This window comes from Bradyrhizobium sp. NBAIM18, from assembly GCF_020193825.1.
GTDB lineage: Bacteria > Pseudomonadota > Alphaproteobacteria > Rhizobiales > Xanthobacteraceae > Bradyrhizobium > Bradyrhizobium yuanmingense.
Window position 1 is genome coordinate 493992 of sequence record NZ_JADYVO010000001.1, and the last position, 18803, is coordinate 512794.

Below are 18803 nucleotides of genomic sequence, written 5' to 3' on the forward strand. Positions count from 1 at the left end.
AGCATGAGGGATCGAGCACATGAAACGTTCAGCCGCCGAGATCGTCACGGAATATGGACCCTTTCCAGGCGTCGAGGCCGTGCATGGCGTCACCTATGACGGCACGCATGTTTGGTTCGCCTCCGGCGACAAGCTGAACGCGGTCGATCCGGCCGACGGCAGGATCGCGCGCTCCATCGACGTCGCCGCGCATGCGGGAACAGCGTTCGACGGACGGCACCTGTTCCAGATCGCCGAGGACCGCATCCAGAAGATCGATGCGGCCTCGGGCAAGCTGCTCGGCACCATTCCGGCGCCCGGCGGCGGCGGCGATTCCGGCCTCGCCTGGGCCGAGGGCTCGCTCTGGGTCGGGCAATATCGCGACCGCAAGATCCATCAGATCGATCCCGAAACGGGGAAGATCCTCCGCACCATCGAGAGCAAGCGCTTCGTGACCGGGGTGACCTGGGTGGACGGCGAGCTCTGGCACGGCACCTGGGAGAACGAACAGAGCGATTTGCGTCGGATCGACCCGGAAACGGGACAAGTGATCGAGCAGATCGACATGCCCGCCGGCACGATCGTGTCAGGCCTGGAATCGGACGGCGGTGACCGTTTCTTCTGCGGCGGAGGCAATCGCGGCAAGGTGAGAGCGGTCCGGCGCCCGCGGCAAAGCTAGAGCATGATCCGGAAAAGTGCGAAGCGGTTTTCCGAAAAGATCATGCTCAAAACAACAACCTAAAGCGCGATGACGATTTATCCTAATCGCATCGCGCTTTAGTCCTTGGGTCTGGCGTGACGGCACGCCGACGGCGCGTTCACAATCCGTAACCTGTTCGCCCCAATTCCACCCAACGGGTGCGCTCTAGCGCCCTCCTCGCCCGCCCTGTAGAATCCCCGTCGGGGCGACTTGGGGGATTGATGCGTCTGACGTGGAATCTGAAGACTATCCTGATCGGTGTCGCGGTGCTCGCGGCGTCGTTCTTCATCAGCCTGAAGGCGATGGACTTGCTGGCGCCACGCGCGACGGATTCGGCGCCGCCGGTCGCTCAGCTGCCGCCGCTGCCGCCGGCCTCGAAGAGCTCCATCGTGATCGCGCCGGTCGCCATCGCGCTGTCGGCGATCCGCGAGCAGGCCGAGAAGGCCGCGCCGCGCAATTTCGCCGGCAAGGCCGACAACCCGATCTCGCAGATCCTGGAGAATGCCGATATCGGCTGGTCCGCCGTCCGGGGCCCGATGGCGGCAGCCGGCGACAAGGACGTGCTGACGATCTCGACCCCGCTCACCGGCAAGCTCAACGTGACCGGCTCTCTGTCGTCGAAGGCCACAGGCGCGCTTGGCGATGCGCTTGGCAGCGTGCTCGGCGGCGACGCCGCGAAGCGGATCGGCGCGGTCAACATCAAGAACCTGAACGCGAGCGCGGAGATCAAGGGCAACGTCGTCGTCACCTCGCGCCCGAAGCTCGCCGCCGCCTGGTATCTGGAGCCCAATCTCGGCGCCCAGGTCAATCTCGGCGACACCAATCTCAACGTCGCCGGCGCCAAGGTCAACGTGCCCGCGCAGGTCAAGCCGCTGATCGACAAGACCGTCGGCGAACAGATTAACGCCGTCTCCGAGCGCATCCGCAACGATCCCAGCCTGCGCGAGAACGCCAAGGCGCAATGGATCAAGGCCTGCCGCTCGATCCCGCTGCAAGGATCCAGCGCCTCGGCGGCGCTGCCGCCGCTCTGGCTGGAGATCAAGCCGGTGCGCGCGATCGCGGCGCAGCCGCGCGTCGATGCGCAGGCCGTGACACTGCTGCTCGGCCTCGAAGCAGAGACACGCGTGACCTCGACGCCGACCAAGCCGGACTGTCCGTTCCCCGACAAGATCTCGATCGTGCCGCCGACCGGCACAGGCGTGAACATCGGCGTGCCGATCGACGTGCCCTTCACCGAGATCAACAAGCTGATCACCGTGCAGATGGTCGGCCGCACCTATCCCGAGGACGGCTCCGGTCCGGTCGACGTCACCGTCAAGAGCGCCAACGTCATCCCGTCGGGTGACCAGCTGCTGATCTCACTTCTGGTGCGCGCCAAGGAGAAGAAGAGCTGGTTCGGCCTCGGCGCCGAGGCGAATGTGCACATCTGGGGCCGGCCGGTGCTCGACCAGGCGCAGCAGACGCTGCGGCTCACGGACATCCAGCTCGCGGTGGAATCCGAGGCCGCGTTCGGCCTGTTGGGCGCCGCTGCACGCGCAGTCGTCCCGCAGATGCAGCAGGCGCTGCTGCAGAAGGCAACCCTGGATCTGAAGCCGATCGCCGCCAACGCCCGCGAGAAGATCGCCGCCGCGATTGCCGACTACCAGAAGAGCGAGGACGGCCTCAAGGTCGAGGCCAGGATCGAGAGCCTCACTCTCGCCGACATCGCCTTCGATTCCAAGACCCTGCGCGTGGTCGCGGAAGCCGGCGGCTCGCTGAACGTATTCGTGACGAAGCTGTCGGGGATGTAGCGCGCCCCTACGCATCGCAGGGCCATCGCATTTGAACCTTCACCAGAGGTCGTCATGCCCGGGCTTGTCCCGGGCATCCACGTTCTTTGTGCTGCGCGGCAAGGCGTGGATGGCCGGGACAAGCCCGGCCATGACGATGTGGGGACTATCGTGCCAGACGTGCACTGTTCATATGCGATCGCCTCGCCACTCGCCGGAGCCCGCACACGTCCTCGTCGCTTGCGCCGCTGGCATTCTCGCTGCAGGATGCTAATCTCGCACGAGCATTGTAGGGGACACCGCGAGGACAATATGGAAGCCGGCATGGTCACACCCGCGCCGGCGCTGGTGCGTTTTTCCGGCATTCAGAAGACCTATGATGGCGAGCATCTCGTGGTGAAGAACCTCGACCTCGACATCAGGAAGGGCGAATTCATCACCCTGCTCGGCCCGTCGGGATCGGGCAAGACGACCACGCTGATGATGCTGGCCGGCTTCGAGGTGCCGACCCATGGCGAGATCTACCTCAGCGAGCGGCCGATCAAGAACGTGCCGCCGCACAGGCGCGACATCGGCATGGTGTTCCAGAACTACGCGCTGTTTCCGCACCTCACGATCGCTGAAAACATTGCCTTCCCGCTATCGGTTCGCAAGTCGAGCAAGGCGGAAACGCAAGAGCGCGTCAGCGCGGCGCTGCGCATGATCAAGATGGAAACTTTGGCGCACCGACGGCCCGGGCAATTGTCCGGCGGTCAGCAGCAACGCGTGGCGCTGGCCCGCGCGCTGGTGTTCAATCCCCAGCTCGTGCTGATGGACGAGCCCCTGGGCGCACTGGACAAGCGGCTGCGGGAGCAGATGCAGCTGGAGATCAAGCAGCTGCACGAGACGATGGGCATCACGATCGTCTATGTCACCCACGACCAGAGCGAAGCGCTCACGATGTCGGACCGCATCGCCGTATTCAACGACGGCATCGTGCAACAGATCGACCGCCCCGACGCGCTGTATGAGCATCCCGTGAACAGCTTCGTCGCCCATTTCATCGGCGAGAACAATGTGCTCGCCGGCACCGTGGAAACCGTCGAAAGGGATTATTGCCGCGTCGCGCTGGCCGGTGGCGGCACCGTCGCCGCGCGGGCGGTCAACGTGTCAGGCGCAGGCGCATCGACCTCTCTGTCGGTGCGGCCGGAGCGTGTCGCAATAATTCCCAATGGCAATTCCAGTGAGGGACCGAACCGGCTTCCGGCAAAAGTGCAGAACACCATCTATCTCGGCGACCACGCGCTTGCGGTGCTGGATGTGGCCGGCAACGCCGAGTTCATGGTCAAGCTTCAGCCGGGAGCGCATCACGGCCTAAGACACGGCAAAAGCGTGTTCATCACCTTCCGCCCGGAGGACTGCCTCGCCCTCGATCCCGTCTGATCTGTCGGCGGCAAAGCTGAACATTCGATGTCAACGCAACTCACATGAAGAAGGAACGAAGACCATGCTGAAGCGCAAGATTGCTCTGGGTTTCGCCGCGGCACTGGGCGCCAGTGCTGCGCTGGCCAATGTCGCGGAGGCGCGTGACCTCACCGTCGTCTCGTGGGGCGGTGCGTATCAGGAGGCCCAGAAGAAGGTCTATTTCGAGCCGTTCAAGAAAGCATCCGGCATTGCGATGAACGACGAATCCTGGGACGGCGGCGTCGGCGTGCTGCGCGCCAAGGTGCAGGGAGGCGCCGCCACCTGGGACGTCGTCCAGGTCGAGAGCGATGAGCTCGCGGTCGGCTGCGAGGAGGGCCTGTTCGAGAAGCTCGACTATTCCAAGATCGGCGGCGAGGCCGCCTATATCCCGCCTTCGGTCAATCCTTGCGGCGTCGGCGCCATCCTCTACGATTTCGTGCTTGGCTACGACAAGGACAAGCTGAAGGAGGCCCCGAAAGGCTGGGCCGACTTCTTCGACACCAAGAAGATTCCGGGCAAGCGCGCGCTGCGCCAGGGCCCGAAGACCACGCTGGAGATCGCCCTCATGGCCGACGGCGTCGCACCGAAGGACGTCTACAAGGTGCTGGCGACCGACGAAGGCATCGAGCGCGCCTTCAAGAAGCTCGACACCATCAAGGGCGACCTCGTCTGGTGGAAGGCCGGCGCGCAGCCGCCGCAATTGCTCGCCTCCGGCGAGGTGGCGATGACCTCGGTCTACAATGGCCGCATCGACACCGCGAACAAGAACGAGAAGAAGAACTTCGGCATGGTGTGGGACGGCGCGCTGTTCACCCTCGACAGCTGGGTCATCCTGAAGGGGAGCCCGAACAAGGATGCGGCCTACAAGTTCCTGGATTTCGTAGGCAAGGCGGAGAACCAGTCCAAGCTGTCGGAGAACATTGCTTACGGGACGTCGAACAAGGACGCCGCCGGCCGGCTCGCACCCGCCGTTCTGAAGGACCTGCCGACGGCGCCTGACAACATCAAGAACGCGGTCGAGATCAACGTGGCCTTCTGGCTCGAGAACATCGACCGCCTGACCGAGCGCTTCAACAAATGGGCCGCGAAATAGCAATCGATGACGAACGCGCTTCTGACTGGCGCCAATGCGTCGACCGATGTGCCGCTCAAACGCCGATTGAGGCGCGCTGAGCGAACACGCCAGGTCAAGGCATTGGCGCTGGTCCTGCCGCTTCTGCTGTTTCTGCTCTTCACTTTCGCAGGTCCCATCGCCGGCATGCTGTGGCGCTCGGTTGAGGACTGGGAGGTGCGTCAGGTCCTGCCGCAAACAACAGCTGCTCTCGCCAGCTGGGACGGCAAGGACTTGCCGGATGAAAACGCCTATGCGGCGCTTGCAAGCGACATCCTGGCGGCGCGCGCCACCGGCACCCTTGCGATTGCGGCCAAACGGCTCAACTACGCGCTGAACGGCTTCCGCACGATCCTGACCAGCACGGGACGCAATCTGAAGGCGGTGCCTGAGCCCGGTACGGCCAGGGAAACGCTGGGCAGGATCAACCCTGCCTGGCGCGAACGCGCCACCTGGACAACGATCAAGGACGCCGGCGGCCCGATCACCGGCTTCTACCTGCTTGCCGCGCTCGACCTGACGCGAAACGCGGACGGTGCGATCGTCGCCGCACCACCGGATCAGGCCATCTACCGCGACATTTTCCTCCGCACCTTTCTCATCAGCCTCGGTGTCACGGCGCTCTGCCTGATCCTCAGCTTTCCGGTCGCTTACCTCCTGGCGGCGCTGCCGCCCGGCCGGTCGAACCTCTTGATGATCTTCGTGCTGCTGCCGTTCTGGACCTCGCTCCTGGTTCGCACCTGCGCCTGGATCGTCCTGTTGCAGAGCAAGGGCGTCGTGAACGACAGCTTGCACTGGCTTGGCCTCATCGATGCGCCGCTCCGCCTGATCTACAACCGCTTCGGCGTCTGCGTCGCCATGACCCACGTTCTGCTGCCGTTCATGATCCTGCCGCTGTACAGCAGCATGAAGGCGATCTCGCCTGCTTACATGCGTGCCGCCGCTTCGCTCGGAGCACCGCCCCTCACCGCCTTCCTGCGGATCTACCTGCCGCAGACCCTGCCTGGCATCGGCGCCGGAAGCCTGCTCGTCTTCATCCTGGCGCTCGGCTACTACATCACGCCGGCCCTCGTCGGCGGCGCCGCCGACCAGATGATCAGCTACTTCATCGCCCTCTACACGACCGAGACGGCCAATTGGGGCCTTGCTTCGGCGCTGGGCGCGGTGCTGCTGCTCGCCACCGTTCTGCTCGCTCTCGTCTACGGCAAGCTGGTGCAGGGCCAGCAGGTCACGGGAGGGATGAAGAATTGAGCGACAATTTTTCCTTGCGCACCCCCAGCCAGCGCATCGCGTGGACCGCGACTATCGTTGTCTCCACGCTGGTGTTCATCTTCCTGATCGCGCCGATCCTTGCGATCATGCCGCTGTCGTTCAGTTCGAGCTCGTACCTCACCTATCCGCTGCCGGGCCTTTCCTTGCGCTGGTACGACGACTTCGTCAATTCGCCGCGCTGGATGAATTCGCTCAAGAACAGCATGATCATCGGCGTCGCCTCGACGCTGTTGTCCATGGTCCTCGGCACGACGTCCGCGCTGGGGCTGGCGCAGTGGAAGAGCCGGTTCAAGCCGCTCGTGCTGGCCTTCGTGCTGTCGCCGGTGGTCGTGCCCGGGGTCATCACCGCGGTCGGCCTGTACTTCTTCTTCGCGCCGATCGGGCTGACCGGCAGCTATCTCGGCCTGATCCTGGCCCACACCGCGCTGGCGACGCCCTTCGTGGTGATCACGGTCGGGGCGACGCTGCAGAGCTTTGACACCAACCTGGCACGCGCCGCCGCCTCGCTCGGCGCCTCGCCGCTTCAAGCGTTCCGTCGCGTGATCCTGCCGCTGATCCTGCCGGGTCTGGCGTCTGGCGCCCTGTTCGCCTTTGCGACCAGCTTCGACGAGGTGGTGATCGTGCTGTTCATGGCGGGCCCCGAGCAGCGCACCCTGCCGCGCGAGATGTTCAGCGGCATCCGCGAGAACATCAGCCCGACCATCACGGCAGCGGCGGTGATCTTGACGACCGTCTCGGTCATCCTCCTCGCCACCCTGGAGGCCCTCCGCCGGCGCAACGAACGGCTGAAGGGCAGCGGGGGTTGAGGACGCAGGAGGTCGAAGACACGACAGCGCGCCCGGTGAAACCAGGCGCGCTTCGTTCAGGCAGTTACGCGAGCCACATTACTCGGCGTACTTGAACTGCGGCATGTTCTTCAGCTCGTCCTTGCTGGCATTGAACACGGCGTGGTCCGGGTACCATTTTGACGCGGACGACGTCGATGCGGTCGCTGCGGGCCTGTCGGTACCGGTCGCAGCGCCAGTCGTCGTGCCGGCGGGCTTGGCGCCGGTGTTCGCGCCGGTGCCGGTGTAGGCGACGGGCTCGTTGACGAACTTCAGCTTCTCGTAGGGCACGGCGACCAGATGCTCGCCCATGCCGAGGAAGCCGCCGACTCCGATCACGGCGATCTTGATATCACCGTTCTTGTCCATCAGCAGGTCGTTGATCGTGCCGATGTTCTCGTTGGCCTCGTTGTAGACCTTCAGGCCGTCCATCTTCGAGGTGCGCCACTGGCCGGAAGCCGTCGTGGTCGTTGCGGTGGCCGCAGGGGCCGCCTTGTCGGTGGTGGCGGCGGGCGGCGTTTGCGCGATTGCGACGGTCGCAAGCAGCGCGGTACCGGCGAGGCCGGTGACGATCGATTTCATCAACATTGTTGTCCTCTCCTTCACAGAAAACTCGTGCGGAGAAAACCGCTCTGATCGGGCGCAGTTCCGTGCGCGCCGCAATTTCGTCGCGCCATGCGCGAACTGTTCCTGCGTCACTCAGGAACATTTTGCGGTGCACGGTTCCCCGCCGAGAGGATCATGCGCATTGGGGCAAGGCAGGACCGCGGCGAGGACCGCACCGACCCGGCGTCGCCGAGGTCAGTTCTTGTAGTCGATCAGGAGCGCGGCGAGGCTCGAATTGCCGGTTGAGCTGCCATTGGCACCGTAGGAGGATGCCGACGATCGCGATTGCTGCAGCGCCTGGAGGAATTGCTGGAGGATCTCGGCGGTGGTCTGGTCCGTCGAGCTGCTGCTCGTCGAATCCGTCGTCGTCGAATCCGAAGAGCCCTCGTCCGGCGGCGGACCGCCTGGTCCACCCGCGAAGGCGGACTGAAACACGCTTTTCAGCTCCTCGGCCTGTTCGGATGCGCCGCCATCTCGGCCGCGCCTACAAGTCCGGACGGCTGGCTTCAGGCAGCATCGAGCCCCGTATCGGCGTGCAATTGCCCGACGGCACCGTGATCGCGGGCCATGTCGATGGCGCCCCGCGGCCGTTGTTCTCTGGCGCGCCCTGGCTGATGGCACTGATGAGCGCCTTCATCTGCGTCACCGTGCTCGGCCTGTGGGCGGCGCGCGCGCTGACGAGGCCGCTGTCGTCCTTCGCCGCGGCGGCGGAGAATTTCAGCCTCGACGGCGCCGCCGAGCCGCTGCCCGAGCGCGGCCCGGAGGAGATCCGCGCGGTGGCGCGCGCTCAACCGCATGCACGAGCGGATCGTGCGGCTGATGTCGGACCGCACGCGGATGCTGGCGGCGATCAGCCACGATTTGCGCACGCCGATCACGCGGCTGCGCCTGCGCGCCGAATTCATCGAGGACGAGAGCAACCGCAAGCGCATGCTGATGGATCTCGACCAGATGCGCGCGATGCTGGAATCGGTGCTGTCGCTCTTGCGCGACGACCGCAAGGTCGAGGCGGTGACGCTGATCGACATCGCCAGCACGCTGCAGCTCGTCGCCGATCAATTCGGCGACATGGGCCAAGTCGTGCACTACGTCGGGCCGGCGTCCGCGACCGCCGCCGCGCGGCCCGACGATCTGCATCGCGGCGTCACCAACCTGGTCGAGAACGCGGTGCGCTTCGGCGCCGAGGTGACGCTCCGCCTCGACGTCTCGGACACCATGCTCGTCATCGACGTCGAGGACGACGGCCCCGGCATTTCGGATGCGCGCAAGCAGGAGATGCTGGAGCCGTTCGTGCGCGGCGACGACGCGCGCACCATGGACTACTCCACCGGCTTCGGGCTCGGCCTGTCGATCGCGCGCGCAATCGCGCTCGGCCACGGCGGCGAGCTGTCGCTGCGTGACCGCGCCCCGCGCGGCCTGATCGTGCGGATGCGATTGCCGGTCTCGCAGGCGCCGCGCCTTGCCGCCTGATCAAGCCGCGAGCGGCGGGTGCTCGATCGCCTCGTGCGGGAAGATCGCCACCGCCTCGAAGCGGTAATTGCAGGCGTGGCAGGTCCAGAGATAGGAGACGCGGCCTTCGCCCGGCTCGATCCAGTCAGGGAACGGGATCGGTGTGCCACATTGTGCACAAGGGTTCTGCTTGGGAATGTCGTCGATGTCTGCAGGGGTCATGGACGTCTCCCGAGTGCTGGCTTTGACTAGCGATTGTTGGGCGAGCGCGAAATGGACAGACCCGCTGTCGCGTAAGGCGCTCCACCAGCTCCGAGCTTAACCCAGGTTTAAGTCGCAAAAGCGACGAGCCGGCGAAAATCGCCGTTGGTGACATTTCGCCACATCATCGCCGTGTTCCCACGGCCTAACGCGCTGGGGCGCGGGTCCGTTCTGCCGAGGAATATTTCGATGAAAATCTTACGAATTGTCGCGCTGCTCGCGGCCGGATTGACGTTGCCGCAGGCAGCTTTCGCCGGGCAAGCCGAATATGCCGAGATGGTGGCCGCCCATGCCCGCGCCAACGGCGTGCCGGAAGCACTGGTGCATCGTGTCATCATGCGTGAGAGCCGCTATCAGCCGCATGTGGTCGGTCGCGGCGGCACCATCGGGCTCATGCAGATCAAGCTCGCGACCGCCCGCGGGGTCGGCTACACCGGCGATGCCGCAGGCCTGCGCGATCCCAACACCAACCTCACCTATGCCGTGAAGTACCTCGCCGGCGCCTATCGCGCTGCCAATGGCGATCACGCGCGAGCCGTGCGTTATTTCGCGGGCGGCTATTACTACGCTGCAAAGCGCCAGCGGCAGGAGGCCGTCCAGGTCGCCAATGCCGGCGAGACCATGGGTCAGGGCACTATGGGCCAACCTTGGCTCGAGCCGAACGGCAATCCGCAGCCGATGTTCGCCGCTCCGACCCACAGGAAGCTCGCCCAGCGCGTCCGCAACGCGCGGGCGCAGGTTCCCGCCCATTGATCTCCGTTATGGCCGGGCTTGACCCGGCCATCCACGTCTTTGCATCCGCGCCAAGAACGTGGATGCCCGGGCCTTCGCCTCGCCGAAGCGGCTTCGGCCGCGCAGGCGGGACAAGCCCGGGCATGACGACTGTTACCGCGTTGACCACCCCATCCTGCTGGCATACATTACCACCGTTCCGAGGGGTGCTCCGAGGAGGAGCTGAGATACCGCTAAATGGGCAATCCTGCCCAGGACCGCGGTGACCCTTTGAACCTGATCCGGGTCATGCCGGCGAAGGGACAGGGATGTTGCAGACCACCAAGCGACCGGTTTCACCGGTATCCATCATCGGCGCAGGCATCGCGGGCGCCTGGCAGGCGCTGCTGTTCGCGCAGGCCGGTCACGCCGTCACCTTGCACGAGCGCGGTGACGAGGCGATGACGGATGCCACCAGCCATTGGGCCGGCGGCATGCTCGCGCCCTATTGCGAGGCCGAGATCGCCGAGCCCATCATCAGCCGCTTGGGGCTGCGCTCGCTCGATCTCTGGCGGCGCGAGCTGCCCGACACGCCGTTCAACGGCTCGCTGGTCGTCGCCCACCCGCGCGAGCGCAACGATTTCGAGCGGTTTGCGCGCATGACCGAGCATCACCGCCGGCTCGATGCCGCCGGCCTAGCCGCGCTCGAGCCGTCGCTGGAGGGCCGCTTCCGTGACGCGCTGTTCTTCCCTGCCGAGGGCCATGTCGAGCCGCGCCGCGTGCTGCCGCAGCTGCACGAGCGCATCAAGGCTGCCGGCGGCACCATCAAGTTCTGCAGCGACGTCACCGCGAACGAGCTTGCAAACCTGAATCCTAAAAGCATCGTCATCGACTGCCGCGGCCTTGGTGCCCGCGACGAGCAGAGCGAGCTTCGCGGCGTCAAGGGCGAGATGATCCTGATCGAGACGGACGAGGTGCAGCTGGCGCGCCCGGTGCGGCTGATCCATCCGCGCTGGCCGCTCTACGTGATCCCGCGCGAGAACGGCCTGTTCATGCTCGGCGCGACCTCGATCGAGGCGGAAGACACCGGCGTCAGCGTCCGCTCCGCGTTGGAGCTTTTGGGCGCGGCCTATACGGTGCACCCGGCGTTCGGCGAGGCCCGTATCGTCGAGTTCGGCTCGGGGCTGCGCCCCGCTTATCCCGACAATCTGCCGCGCATCGGCATTCGCGATCGCAAGATCAGCGTCAACGGCCTCTACCGCCACGGCTTCCTGATCGCGCCCGCGCTCGCCGAGCTGACGCTCGCCTATGTCGAGCGCGGCCAGATCGACAACGAGGTGATGCAATGCGCGTGATCGTCAATGGTGAGCAGCGCGAGGTGATTTCGTCCAGCGTGGACGCGCTGCTCGCCGAGCTCGACTACGAAGGCAGCCATTTCGCCATCGCGCTCAATTACGACGTCGTGCCGAAAAGCCGCTGGGCCGAGACGCGCCTGAACGCCGGCGACGAGATCGAGATCATCACGCCGCGGCAGGGAGGGTGAGGTGATGGCTCTTCGTTCGTTGCCCCGACGCCTGCCAAACGCTCCGCTGTCATCGCCCGGCTCGACCGGGCGATCCAGTACGCCGCGGCTTCACGGTTCTAGCCGCACTGCTGCGGCGTACTGGATCCCCGCCCCCGTGCGCAATTGCGCACTAGGCGGGGATGACAGCATCCACTAAGGAGACACCTGCCACATGGTGACCTTCTACGGCAAAACCTTCGCCTCCCGCCTGCTGATCGGCAGCGCGCTCTATCCCTCGCCTGCGATCATGCAAGGCGCGATCCGCGCCTCCGGCGCCAACATCGTCACGGTCTCGCTGCGGCGCGAATCTGCCGGCGGCAAGACCGGGGATGCGTTCTGGAAGCTGATCCGCGAGCTCGACGTCACCGTGCTGCCGAACACCGCGGGATGCCGCACCGTGCGCGAGGCGGTGACGACGGCCAAGCTCGCACGCGAATTGTTCGGCACGAGCTGGATCAAGCTCGAGGTCATCGCCGACAACGACACGCTGCAGCCCGACGTCGTCGGCCTGGTCGAAGCCGCCGGCATCCTGATCAAGGACGGTTTTGAAGTCTTCCCCTATTGCACCGAGGACCTCTCGGTCGCGAGCCGCCTGGTCGAAACGGGGTGCAAGGTGGTGATGCCGTGGGCCGCGCCGATCGGCAGCGCCAAGGGCATCACCAACCGCGATGCGCTAAAACTGTTGCGCGAGCGGCTGCCCGACATCACGCTGGTGGTCGACGCGGGCCTCGGCGCGCCCTCCCACGCCGCGCAGGCGTTCGAGCTCGGCTATGACGCCGTGCTGCTCAACACCGCGATCGCCAAAGCCGCCGATCCCGTCGCGATGGCCAACGCCTTCCGCCTCGGCTGTGAGGCCGGCCGCACCGCTTACGAGGCCGGGCTGATGAACGCCCGCGACTTCGCCTCGCCCTCCACCCCTGTTGTTGGGACCCCGTTCTGGCATGCCGTATCCTGATCGCTTCTATCCCGTCGTCGACAGCTTGGCCTGGGTCGAACGCCTGACCAAGCTCGGCGTCGGCACCATCCAGCTGCGCGCGAAAGAGCTCGACGACTCGCAGGCGCTGCAGATCGTCAGCGACGCGCTGGCGATCACGAAAGGCACGCAGGCCAAGCTGGTCGTGAACGACTATTGGAGGGCCGCGATCGTCGCCGGCGCAGAATACCTGCATCTCGGTCAGGAGGATCTCGCTGACGCCGATCTCGGTGCGATCCGCGAGGCCGGCCTCAAGCTCGGCATCTCCACCCACGACGACGCCGAGCTTGAAACCGCGCTCAAGGCCAAGCCGGACTACGTCGCGCTCGGCCCGATCTTCTTCACCACGCTCAAATCAATGCGCTTCGAGCCACAGGGCATTCCCAAGATCACCGAATGGAAGCAGCGCATCGGCACCATCCCGCTGGTTGCCATCGGCGGCATCAAGTTCGAGCACGCCGCGGAGATTTTCGCGGCAGGCGCGGATTCCATCGCGGTCGTGTCCGACGTCACCCAAAACCCCGACCCCGACGCCCGCGTGCGGCAATGGCTCGACGGTTCGAAGGAGGCGGCATGATGATCGCCCCGCTCTCATCCCACACTCCACTGTCATCGCCCGGCTTGACCGGGCGATCCAGTACGCCGCGCCTTCTCGGCTCCAGCCGCACTGCCGCGGAGTACTGGATCCCCGCCTTCGCGGGGATGACTGAGAACCTTCCACCCGGCGTCATTCCGGGGCACGCGAAGCGTGAACCCGGAATCTCGCTCAACAACCTCGAGGTTCCGGATCGGACCGCTCTGCGGCCCGTCCGGAACGACGCCCAATAGAAGGAGGATCCCATGAACATCCGCTCCAACCCCGACAAAACCGTCCCCGCCGTCACCACCGGCCCTCTGCCCTCCTCGCGCAAGATCTTCGCGAGCCCCGACGCCGCCCCGGACCTGCGCGTGCCCTTGCGCGAGATCATCCTGTCCGAAGGCGCGGGCGAGCCGAACCTTCCGGTCTACGACACTTCGGGCCCCTACACCGATCCGAGCGTGACCATCGACGTCAACGCCGGCTTGGCGCGCAACCGCAAGCAATGGGTCCTGGAGCGCGGCGGCGTCGAGGAATATGAGGGCCGGCAGATCAAGCCGGAGGACAATGGCAGCGTCTCCACCGACAAGGCCGCGCGCGCCTTCTCGGCCTATCACAAGCCGCTGCGCGGCCTCGACGGCCACAAGGTGACTCAGCTCGAGTTCGCCCGCGCCGGCATCATCACCAAGGAGATGATCTACGTCGCCGAGCGCGAGAACCTCGGCCGCAAGGCACAGCTGGAGCGCGCCGAAGCAGCGCTCGCCGACGGCGAGAGTTTTGGCGCCGCGGTGCCCGCCTTCATCACCCCGGAGTTCGTGCGCTCGGAGATCGCGCGCGGCCGCGCCATCATCCCCTCCAACATCAACCACTCAGAGCTCGAGCCGATGATCATCGGCCGCAACTTCCTGACCAAGATCAACGCCAATATCGGCAACTCGGCGGTGACCTCGTCGGTCGAGGAAGAAGTCGAGAAGATGGTGTGGGCGATCCGCTGGGGCGCCGACACCGTGATGGACCTCTCCACGGGCCGCAACATCCACACCACGCGCGAATGGATCCTGCGCAACTCGCCGGTGCCGATCGGCACCGTGCCGATCTACCAGGCGCTGGAGAAGTGCAACGGCGATCCCGTCAAGCTGACCTGGGAGCTCTACAAGGACACCTTGATTGAGCAGTGCGAGCAGGGCGTCGACTATTTCACCATCCACGCCGGCGTCCGCCTGCAATACATCCACCTCACCGCCAGCCGCGTCACCGGCATCGTCTCCCGCGGCGGCTCGATCATGGCGAAGTGGTGCCTGGCGCATCACAAGGAGAGCTTCCTCTACACCCATTTCGACGAGATCTGCGACCTCATGCGCAAGTATGACGTCTCGTTCTCGCTCGGCGACGGCCTGCGTCCGGGCTCGATCGCCGACGCCAACGACCGCGCGCAGTTTGCGGAGCTGGAGACGCTCGGTGAGCTCACAAAGATCGCATGGGACAAGGGCTGCCAGGTCATGATCGAAGGCCCCGGCCACGTGCCGATGCACAAGATCAAGATCAACATGGACAAGCAGCTCAAGGAGTGCGGCGAGGCGCCGTTCTACACGCTCGGGCCGCTGACCACCGACATCGCGCCGGGCTACGACCACATCACGTCAGGCATTGGAGCAGCCATGATCGGCTGGTTCGGCTGCGCCATGCTCTGCTACGTCACGCCGAAGGAGCATCTCGGGCTACCCGATCGCAACGACGTCAAGACCGGCGTCATCACCTACAAGATCGCCGCCCACGCCGCCGACCTCGCCAAGGGCCACCCCGCCGCACAACTGCGCGACGACGCCCTCTCCCGCGCGCGGTTCGAATTCCGCTGGACCGACCAGTTCAACCTCGGCCTCGACCCTGACACCGCGAAGAACTTCCACGACGAGACCCTGCCGAAGGAAGCCCACAAGGTCGCGCATTTCTGCTCGATGTGCGGGCCGAAGTTCTGCTCGATGAAGATCACGCAGGATGTGCGGGACTACGCCGCGACGCTGAACGATCCGAACAGCGTGGGCATGTCGATGAGCGGGACGGCCGAGGACGGCATGGCGAAGATGAGCGCGAAGTTCAAGGAGATGGGCGAGAGCCTGTATCTGGATGCGGAGAAGGTGAAGGAGAGTAATCGGGTGTTGTGAGGCGGCAAGCCCGTTCCGCCTAGACGCCCGAAGATAGAGCGCTCAGACTATCGGCCGGCAACTTTTAGTTGCCGACCGATTTATTTTCAGCCAAGCTAACCTCATTTGATTTGGGTCATTTGGGGGGAAACTCATGGCAGGCAATAAGAGCCCTAAGACAATCGCAACCATCAACTTTAAAGGCGGCGTGGGGAAAACCACGGTTACCTGGTGTCTCGCCGACACGCTTGCCACTTACTCCAATGCAAGCGTTCTCATGTTCGATCTCGATGCGCAAATGTCACTTACCCAGGCCGTTGGCCTTAACGAGGACAGCGGCTCACTGCATGCTGCCTTTGGCAGCTGGTACGACAGAAGCGTCTCTGACCGTCGAACAATCTTTGATGCGATCGATCAATACACGAAGCCAGGAGCTCACTTCGACTTTCCGATAGCGTACGACTTTATCTATCAAATTGCGAAGGGTCTTCACTTTGTTCCCTCGGTCGAGGACCTCTATTGGCTCGAGCTGGAAGTTTTTGATCGGGACCAGATGAAGGACTTTATGCGCAGGCTACTCGGCAAAATTCATCACTCAAGCAAAGTCACCGACTATGACTATGTTCTGTTCGATTGCCCGCCTTCATTCACGCTCCTTTCGTACAGCGTACTGTCATGCTGTGATTTGGTCCTCATCCCGGTCAACCCAGACTTCTTTGCATCAAGAGGCGTCAGCTTGTTGTTGAATTCGCTTAAGATGCGAATAGAACCCCACCCGACTCCGCAGATCGCGGTCTTCATGAACAAGACTAAGACTTGGGCCAACTCACCAACAAAAGAAACCACATTCTACATGCGGCAAATTCAGCAGATCTGCGACCGCGCGACTAAAGATCACGGCATCCGTGCAAAATTCTTCGATGATGCATGGGTACGTGAGAGAGTAGGCATTAAGCGAGCCATCACCGGCGGCGGCGTACCGGCTGATTTAGTCGCCGACTTTCAGAAGCTCTGGAGTGCCTGTTTGGGAGTGATTAAGTGACAAATGAAGCACCATTTCGGACTTCTGACGAAGAGATTGAGAGGCTCTTGGAGGAGTGCGGGGAGCTTAAGAGGACACTTAAGTCCATTAGCTCCCAGCTCTCGCGGATGGAGAACCGGATAAAGGCCGCCTTTCCAGTTGCGGCGAAGAAGATTAAGGAGCAGCAGCAAGCTCGGTCAGTGCAGAGGGAGAGCACTCTCTCAGCCGATCAAGCGGTGGCCGAGTTCGACAAGATTGTACAGCTCGCCTCTTCAGGAGCCACATCTGAGGCAGAGACTTATCTTGCCCGCCGTCCTTCTGCCGACCTACTCGCAATAGCGAGAGAGGTTGGCGTTACGTTTCCCAGTACCAAACCTTCGGTTCGCGCTATGCTTGACGCAATTCTCGGTAAAGTCCGAGAGAGCCTACTCTTATCACGTCATAGTCGTAGAGAATGAACAACTTACCAGTTGAAATCTTGCAGGGGGCAGAACTGCGCCGCCGGCAAGGCAAGCCATCAATGCCGCGGTCTTTGATGCAATGATGATCGGATGCGCCAAGCGGCTCCAGAATGGCGCGGTTAGCAACAAAGACGAATTCGCGAACGCGTACGCTGCACTTCTTAAAGACGAAACTTTTCGTCGCAACTATCAAAGAGCAACGGCGGACGAAGAGAGCGTCAAGAATCGTATCAAGCTTGCAATAACGGCTTTCACTAGTGTGACGTAAGATGAGAAGTCATGGCATTTTAGACCAAGTCGACAATCTAATTTCCCAAGCCAAAATCGCTCCAATCAGTCTTCCCGGAGGCGATGGCGACTTCATTCAATCGCAGTTAGTTCGTTATGGATGCCTTCTGACGTGCGCAGCTATCGAACAGGCATTGATCGATACTGCTGTGTCTTACGCTGATAGATTTGGTGACGATCGCCTGAGCGCCTTTGTTTCCGAGTCGCTAAAGACGGGAAGGAATCCTTCCCCCGGTTATATCAAGGAGACTCTTTCGAGGTTCGACCCAAACTGGGGTTCTCACATTGGATCCGTAATCGATGCCGTAGGCGAAGATAAGATAAAGTCCATTGTTTCCAATAGGAACCGCATTGCGCATGGAGAAAGTGTCTCGATGGGAGTCACTTCCCTATTGCAGTGGGTGCCGGCGGCGCGGCAGCTTTGTTTGGAAATCGTCAAGTTTGCCAAATAGGATCGCAGGGTAGCGCATTCTTCGCGTTGAGCTACAGACAAATTGATCCTTTCCGGTTGGGGCTCAGTCGGGCAAGGTGCAACACCGACGATCGATGGTCCTGCTTGTCCCACCGCCTCCCCGACATCCTCGGCCCCAACCTCCGCCTCGTCTTCGTCGGCACCGCCGCCTCGACGCGTTCGGCCGAGGTCGGGCACTACTACGCCCATCCCGGCAACCGCTTCTGGCGCGCGATCCATGAGGCTGGGATCACGCCACGGCGCTGTCAGCCAAGCGAGTTTGCGGCGCTGATCGAGCTCGGGATCGGCTTCACCGATCTCTGTAAGACGGGCGCAGGGATGGATCACCAGATCGCGGCGGAGACGATCGACGTGCCGGGCTTCAGGGCGAAGATCGAGGAGTATCGGCCGCGGACGATTGCGTTCACGAGCAAGAAGGCGGCGAGCTTGTTTTACGGCAGGCCGTCAGCTGCGATTGCGCCGGGGCGGCAGGCGCGTGATGGAAGCTGGCCGGAGATTTTTGTGCTGCCCTCGCCGTCCGGCGCGGCGTCGGGGAGTTGGACGCTGGAGCCGTGGCGAGAGCTTGCGGCGTGGATCGCTGCGTAGTGTGGATTAGCCCGCGGCTGCGCGAAGCGCAGTCCGCCGGCGTAATCCACCAACTTCGTCCAGCAACCGAGGAAGGGTGGTGGGTTACGGCTTCGCCTTACCCACCCTACCGCACTGTCGCCTCACCCCGCATACGCCCTGTCCAGCTCCGCGATCACGATCCTCCGCATCCCCATCATCGCCTGCATCACGCGGTTCGCCTTGGTGCGGTCGGGGTCGCCGAGATAGCGGCCGAGCGCCGTCGGGATCACCTGCCAGGACAGGCCGAACTTGTCCTTGAGCCAACCGCACTGCGATTCCTCGCCCCCGTCGGCGGTCAGTGCTTTCCAGAAATAGTCGACCTCGCCTTGCGTCTCAACGCTGATGAAGAACGACACCGCTTCGTTGAAGCGGTATTTCGGCCCGCCATTGAGCGCGTGGAAGCGCTGGCCTTCGAGCTCGAACACCGCCATGAAGTCGCTGACGGTTTCGATCTTGGCATTGGGAAACACCGATTTGTAGAAGGCGACGGCCGCCGGGACCTTGTTATCGAACCAGAGAAACGGCGTGATGGACGTCATGAATGGGGCTCCTTTCGGCCCGGGCGGCGCGCGGGT

General features: G+C 63.7%; 19 protein-coding genes, 1 pseudogene and 1 riboswitch. Of the genes and pseudogenes, 16 read left to right on the forward strand and 4 right to left on the reverse strand.

Annotated elements, in window-relative coordinates; translation table 11 throughout:
- Positions 1 to 19 precede the first annotated feature (19 nt).
- From I6F17_RS02355 to I6F17_RS02380, 6 genes are all read left to right on the forward strand, one after another.
- A complete protein-coding gene (locus tag I6F17_RS02355) occupies positions 20 to 658 on the forward strand; it encodes a glutaminyl-peptide cyclotransferase (RefSeq protein ID WP_036038414.1) in 639 nt (212 codons plus the stop codon).
- A 242-nt stretch (positions 659 to 900) separates the two neighbouring features.
- Positions 901 to 2469 (forward strand): DUF4403 family protein, encoded by a 1569-nt coding sequence (locus tag I6F17_RS02360; protein WP_225130531.1) that lies wholly within the window; start codon positions 901 to 903, stop codon positions 2467 to 2469.
- A 291-nt stretch (positions 2470 to 2760) separates the two neighbouring features.
- Positions 2761 to 3870 (forward strand): ABC transporter ATP-binding protein, encoded by a 1110-nt coding sequence (locus I6F17_RS02365; RefSeq protein WP_225130533.1) that lies wholly within the window; start codon positions 2761 to 2763, stop codon positions 3868 to 3870.
- A 64-nt stretch (positions 3871 to 3934) separates the two neighbouring features.
- The gene (locus tag I6F17_RS02370) at positions 3935 to 4984 is read left to right on the forward strand and encodes an ABC transporter substrate-binding protein (RefSeq protein ID WP_036038424.1); all 1050 of its coding nucleotides are present in this window, start codon (positions 3935 to 3937) and stop codon (positions 4982 to 4984) included.
- 6 nt (positions 4985 to 4990) lie between these two features.
- Positions 4991 to 6253, forward strand: coding sequence for an ABC transporter permease (locus I6F17_RS02375; RefSeq protein ID WP_225130534.1), 1263 nt, complete (start codon positions 4991 to 4993; stop codon positions 6251 to 6253).
- Positions 6250 to 7080, forward strand: coding sequence for an ABC transporter permease (locus tag I6F17_RS02380; protein ID WP_225130536.1), 831 nt, complete (start codon positions 6250 to 6252; stop codon positions 7078 to 7080). Before I6F17_RS02375 ends, I6F17_RS02380 begins: the two co-directional genes overlap by 4 nt.
- A gap of 78 nt (positions 7081 to 7158) precedes the next feature.
- Here the strand turns inward: I6F17_RS02380 and I6F17_RS02385 are convergent, their stop codons facing one another.
- Both I6F17_RS02385 and I6F17_RS02390 read right to left on the reverse strand, forming a co-directional pair.
- Positions 7159 to 7686: a PRC-barrel domain-containing protein gene (locus I6F17_RS02385; protein WP_225130538.1), complete on the reverse strand. Its 528-nt coding sequence runs from the start codon at positions 7684 to 7686 to the stop codon at positions 7159 to 7161.
- Between the two features lie 213 nt (positions 7687 to 7899).
- On the reverse strand, positions 7900 to 8139 hold the full coding sequence (locus tag I6F17_RS02390) for a hypothetical protein (protein WP_346657041.1): 240 nt from the start codon (positions 8137 to 8139) through the stop codon (positions 7900 to 7902).
- A gap of 26 nt (positions 8140 to 8165) precedes the next feature.
- On the opposite strand from I6F17_RS02390, the pseudogene I6F17_RS02395 reads away from it, so the two are divergent.
- Positions 8166 to 9174: pseudogene (locus tag I6F17_RS02395) on the forward strand (ATP-binding protein); the annotation flags it as partial.
- On the opposite strand, the gene I6F17_RS02400 reads toward I6F17_RS02395, so the two are convergent.
- Positions 9175 to 9375 carry a hypothetical protein gene (locus tag I6F17_RS02400; protein ID WP_036013259.1) on the reverse strand — a complete coding sequence of 67 codons (201 nt, stop codon included), beginning with the start codon at positions 9373 to 9375 and terminating at the stop codon, positions 9175 to 9177. It lies immediately after the preceding pseudogene.
- 228 nt (positions 9376 to 9603) lie between these two features.
- Between I6F17_RS02400 and I6F17_RS02405 the strand changes: the two genes are divergently transcribed.
- The 9 genes from I6F17_RS02405 to I6F17_RS02450 all read left to right on the forward strand — a co-directional run bounded on the left by I6F17_RS02405 (position 9604) and on the right by I6F17_RS02450 (position 18207).
- Positions 9604 to 10167 carry a lytic transglycosylase domain-containing protein gene (locus tag I6F17_RS02405; RefSeq protein WP_109144701.1) on the forward strand — a complete coding sequence of 188 codons (564 nt, stop codon included), beginning with the start codon at positions 9604 to 9606 and terminating at the stop codon, positions 10165 to 10167.
- Between the two features lie 171 nt (positions 10168 to 10338).
- A riboswitch (TPP riboswitch) is annotated at positions 10339 to 10467 on the forward strand.
- Positions 10455 to 11480 (forward strand): FAD-dependent oxidoreductase, encoded by a 1026-nt coding sequence (locus I6F17_RS02410; protein ID WP_225130540.1) that lies wholly within the window; start codon positions 10455 to 10457, stop codon positions 11478 to 11480. Its footprint overlaps the riboswitch before it by 13 nt.
- The gene (thiS, locus tag I6F17_RS02415; RefSeq protein ID WP_225130542.1) at positions 11471 to 11668 is read left to right on the forward strand and encodes a sulfur carrier protein ThiS; all 198 of its coding nucleotides are present in this window, start codon (positions 11471 to 11473) and stop codon (positions 11666 to 11668) included. The genes I6F17_RS02410 and thiS overlap by 10 nt, the downstream gene beginning before the upstream one ends.
- A 193-nt stretch (positions 11669 to 11861) precedes the next feature.
- The gene (locus I6F17_RS02420) at positions 11862 to 12644 is read left to right on the forward strand and encodes a thiazole synthase (RefSeq protein ID WP_036028480.1); all 783 of its coding nucleotides are present in this window, start codon (positions 11862 to 11864) and stop codon (positions 12642 to 12644) included.
- The gene (locus tag I6F17_RS02425; protein ID WP_225130544.1) at positions 12631 to 13239 is read left to right on the forward strand and encodes a thiamine phosphate synthase; all 609 of its coding nucleotides are present in this window, start codon (positions 12631 to 12633) and stop codon (positions 13237 to 13239) included. Before I6F17_RS02420 ends, I6F17_RS02425 begins: the two co-directional genes overlap by 14 nt.
- A gap of 263 nt (positions 13240 to 13502) precedes the next feature.
- Positions 13503 to 15401, forward strand: coding sequence for a phosphomethylpyrimidine synthase ThiC (gene thiC / locus I6F17_RS02430; protein ID WP_225190401.1), 1899 nt, complete (start codon positions 13503 to 13505; stop codon positions 15399 to 15401).
- A 133-nt stretch (positions 15402 to 15534) separates the two neighbouring features.
- Positions 15535 to 16422 (forward strand): ParA family protein, encoded by an 888-nt coding sequence (locus tag I6F17_RS02435; RefSeq protein ID WP_225132250.1) that lies wholly within the window; start codon positions 15535 to 15537, stop codon positions 16420 to 16422.
- Positions 16419 to 16859, forward strand: coding sequence for a hypothetical protein (locus I6F17_RS02440; RefSeq protein WP_225132251.1), 441 nt, complete (start codon positions 16419 to 16421; stop codon positions 16857 to 16859). Before I6F17_RS02435 ends, I6F17_RS02440 begins: the two co-directional genes overlap by 4 nt.
- 847 nt (positions 16860 to 17706) lie before the next feature.
- Entirely contained in the window at positions 17707 to 18207 is a 501-nt protein-coding gene (locus I6F17_RS02450) for a mismatch-specific DNA-glycosylase (RefSeq protein WP_225132253.1), read from the forward strand.
- Positions 18208 to 18329: 122 nt separating this feature from the next.
- Here I6F17_RS02450 and I6F17_RS02455 read toward each other — a convergent pair whose 3' ends face one another.
- Complete coding sequence (locus tag I6F17_RS02455) at positions 18330 to 18767, reverse strand: VOC family protein (RefSeq protein WP_225132254.1); 438 nt, start codon at positions 18765 to 18767, stop codon at positions 18330 to 18332.
- Between the last annotated feature and the right edge of the window lie 36 nt (positions 18768 to 18803).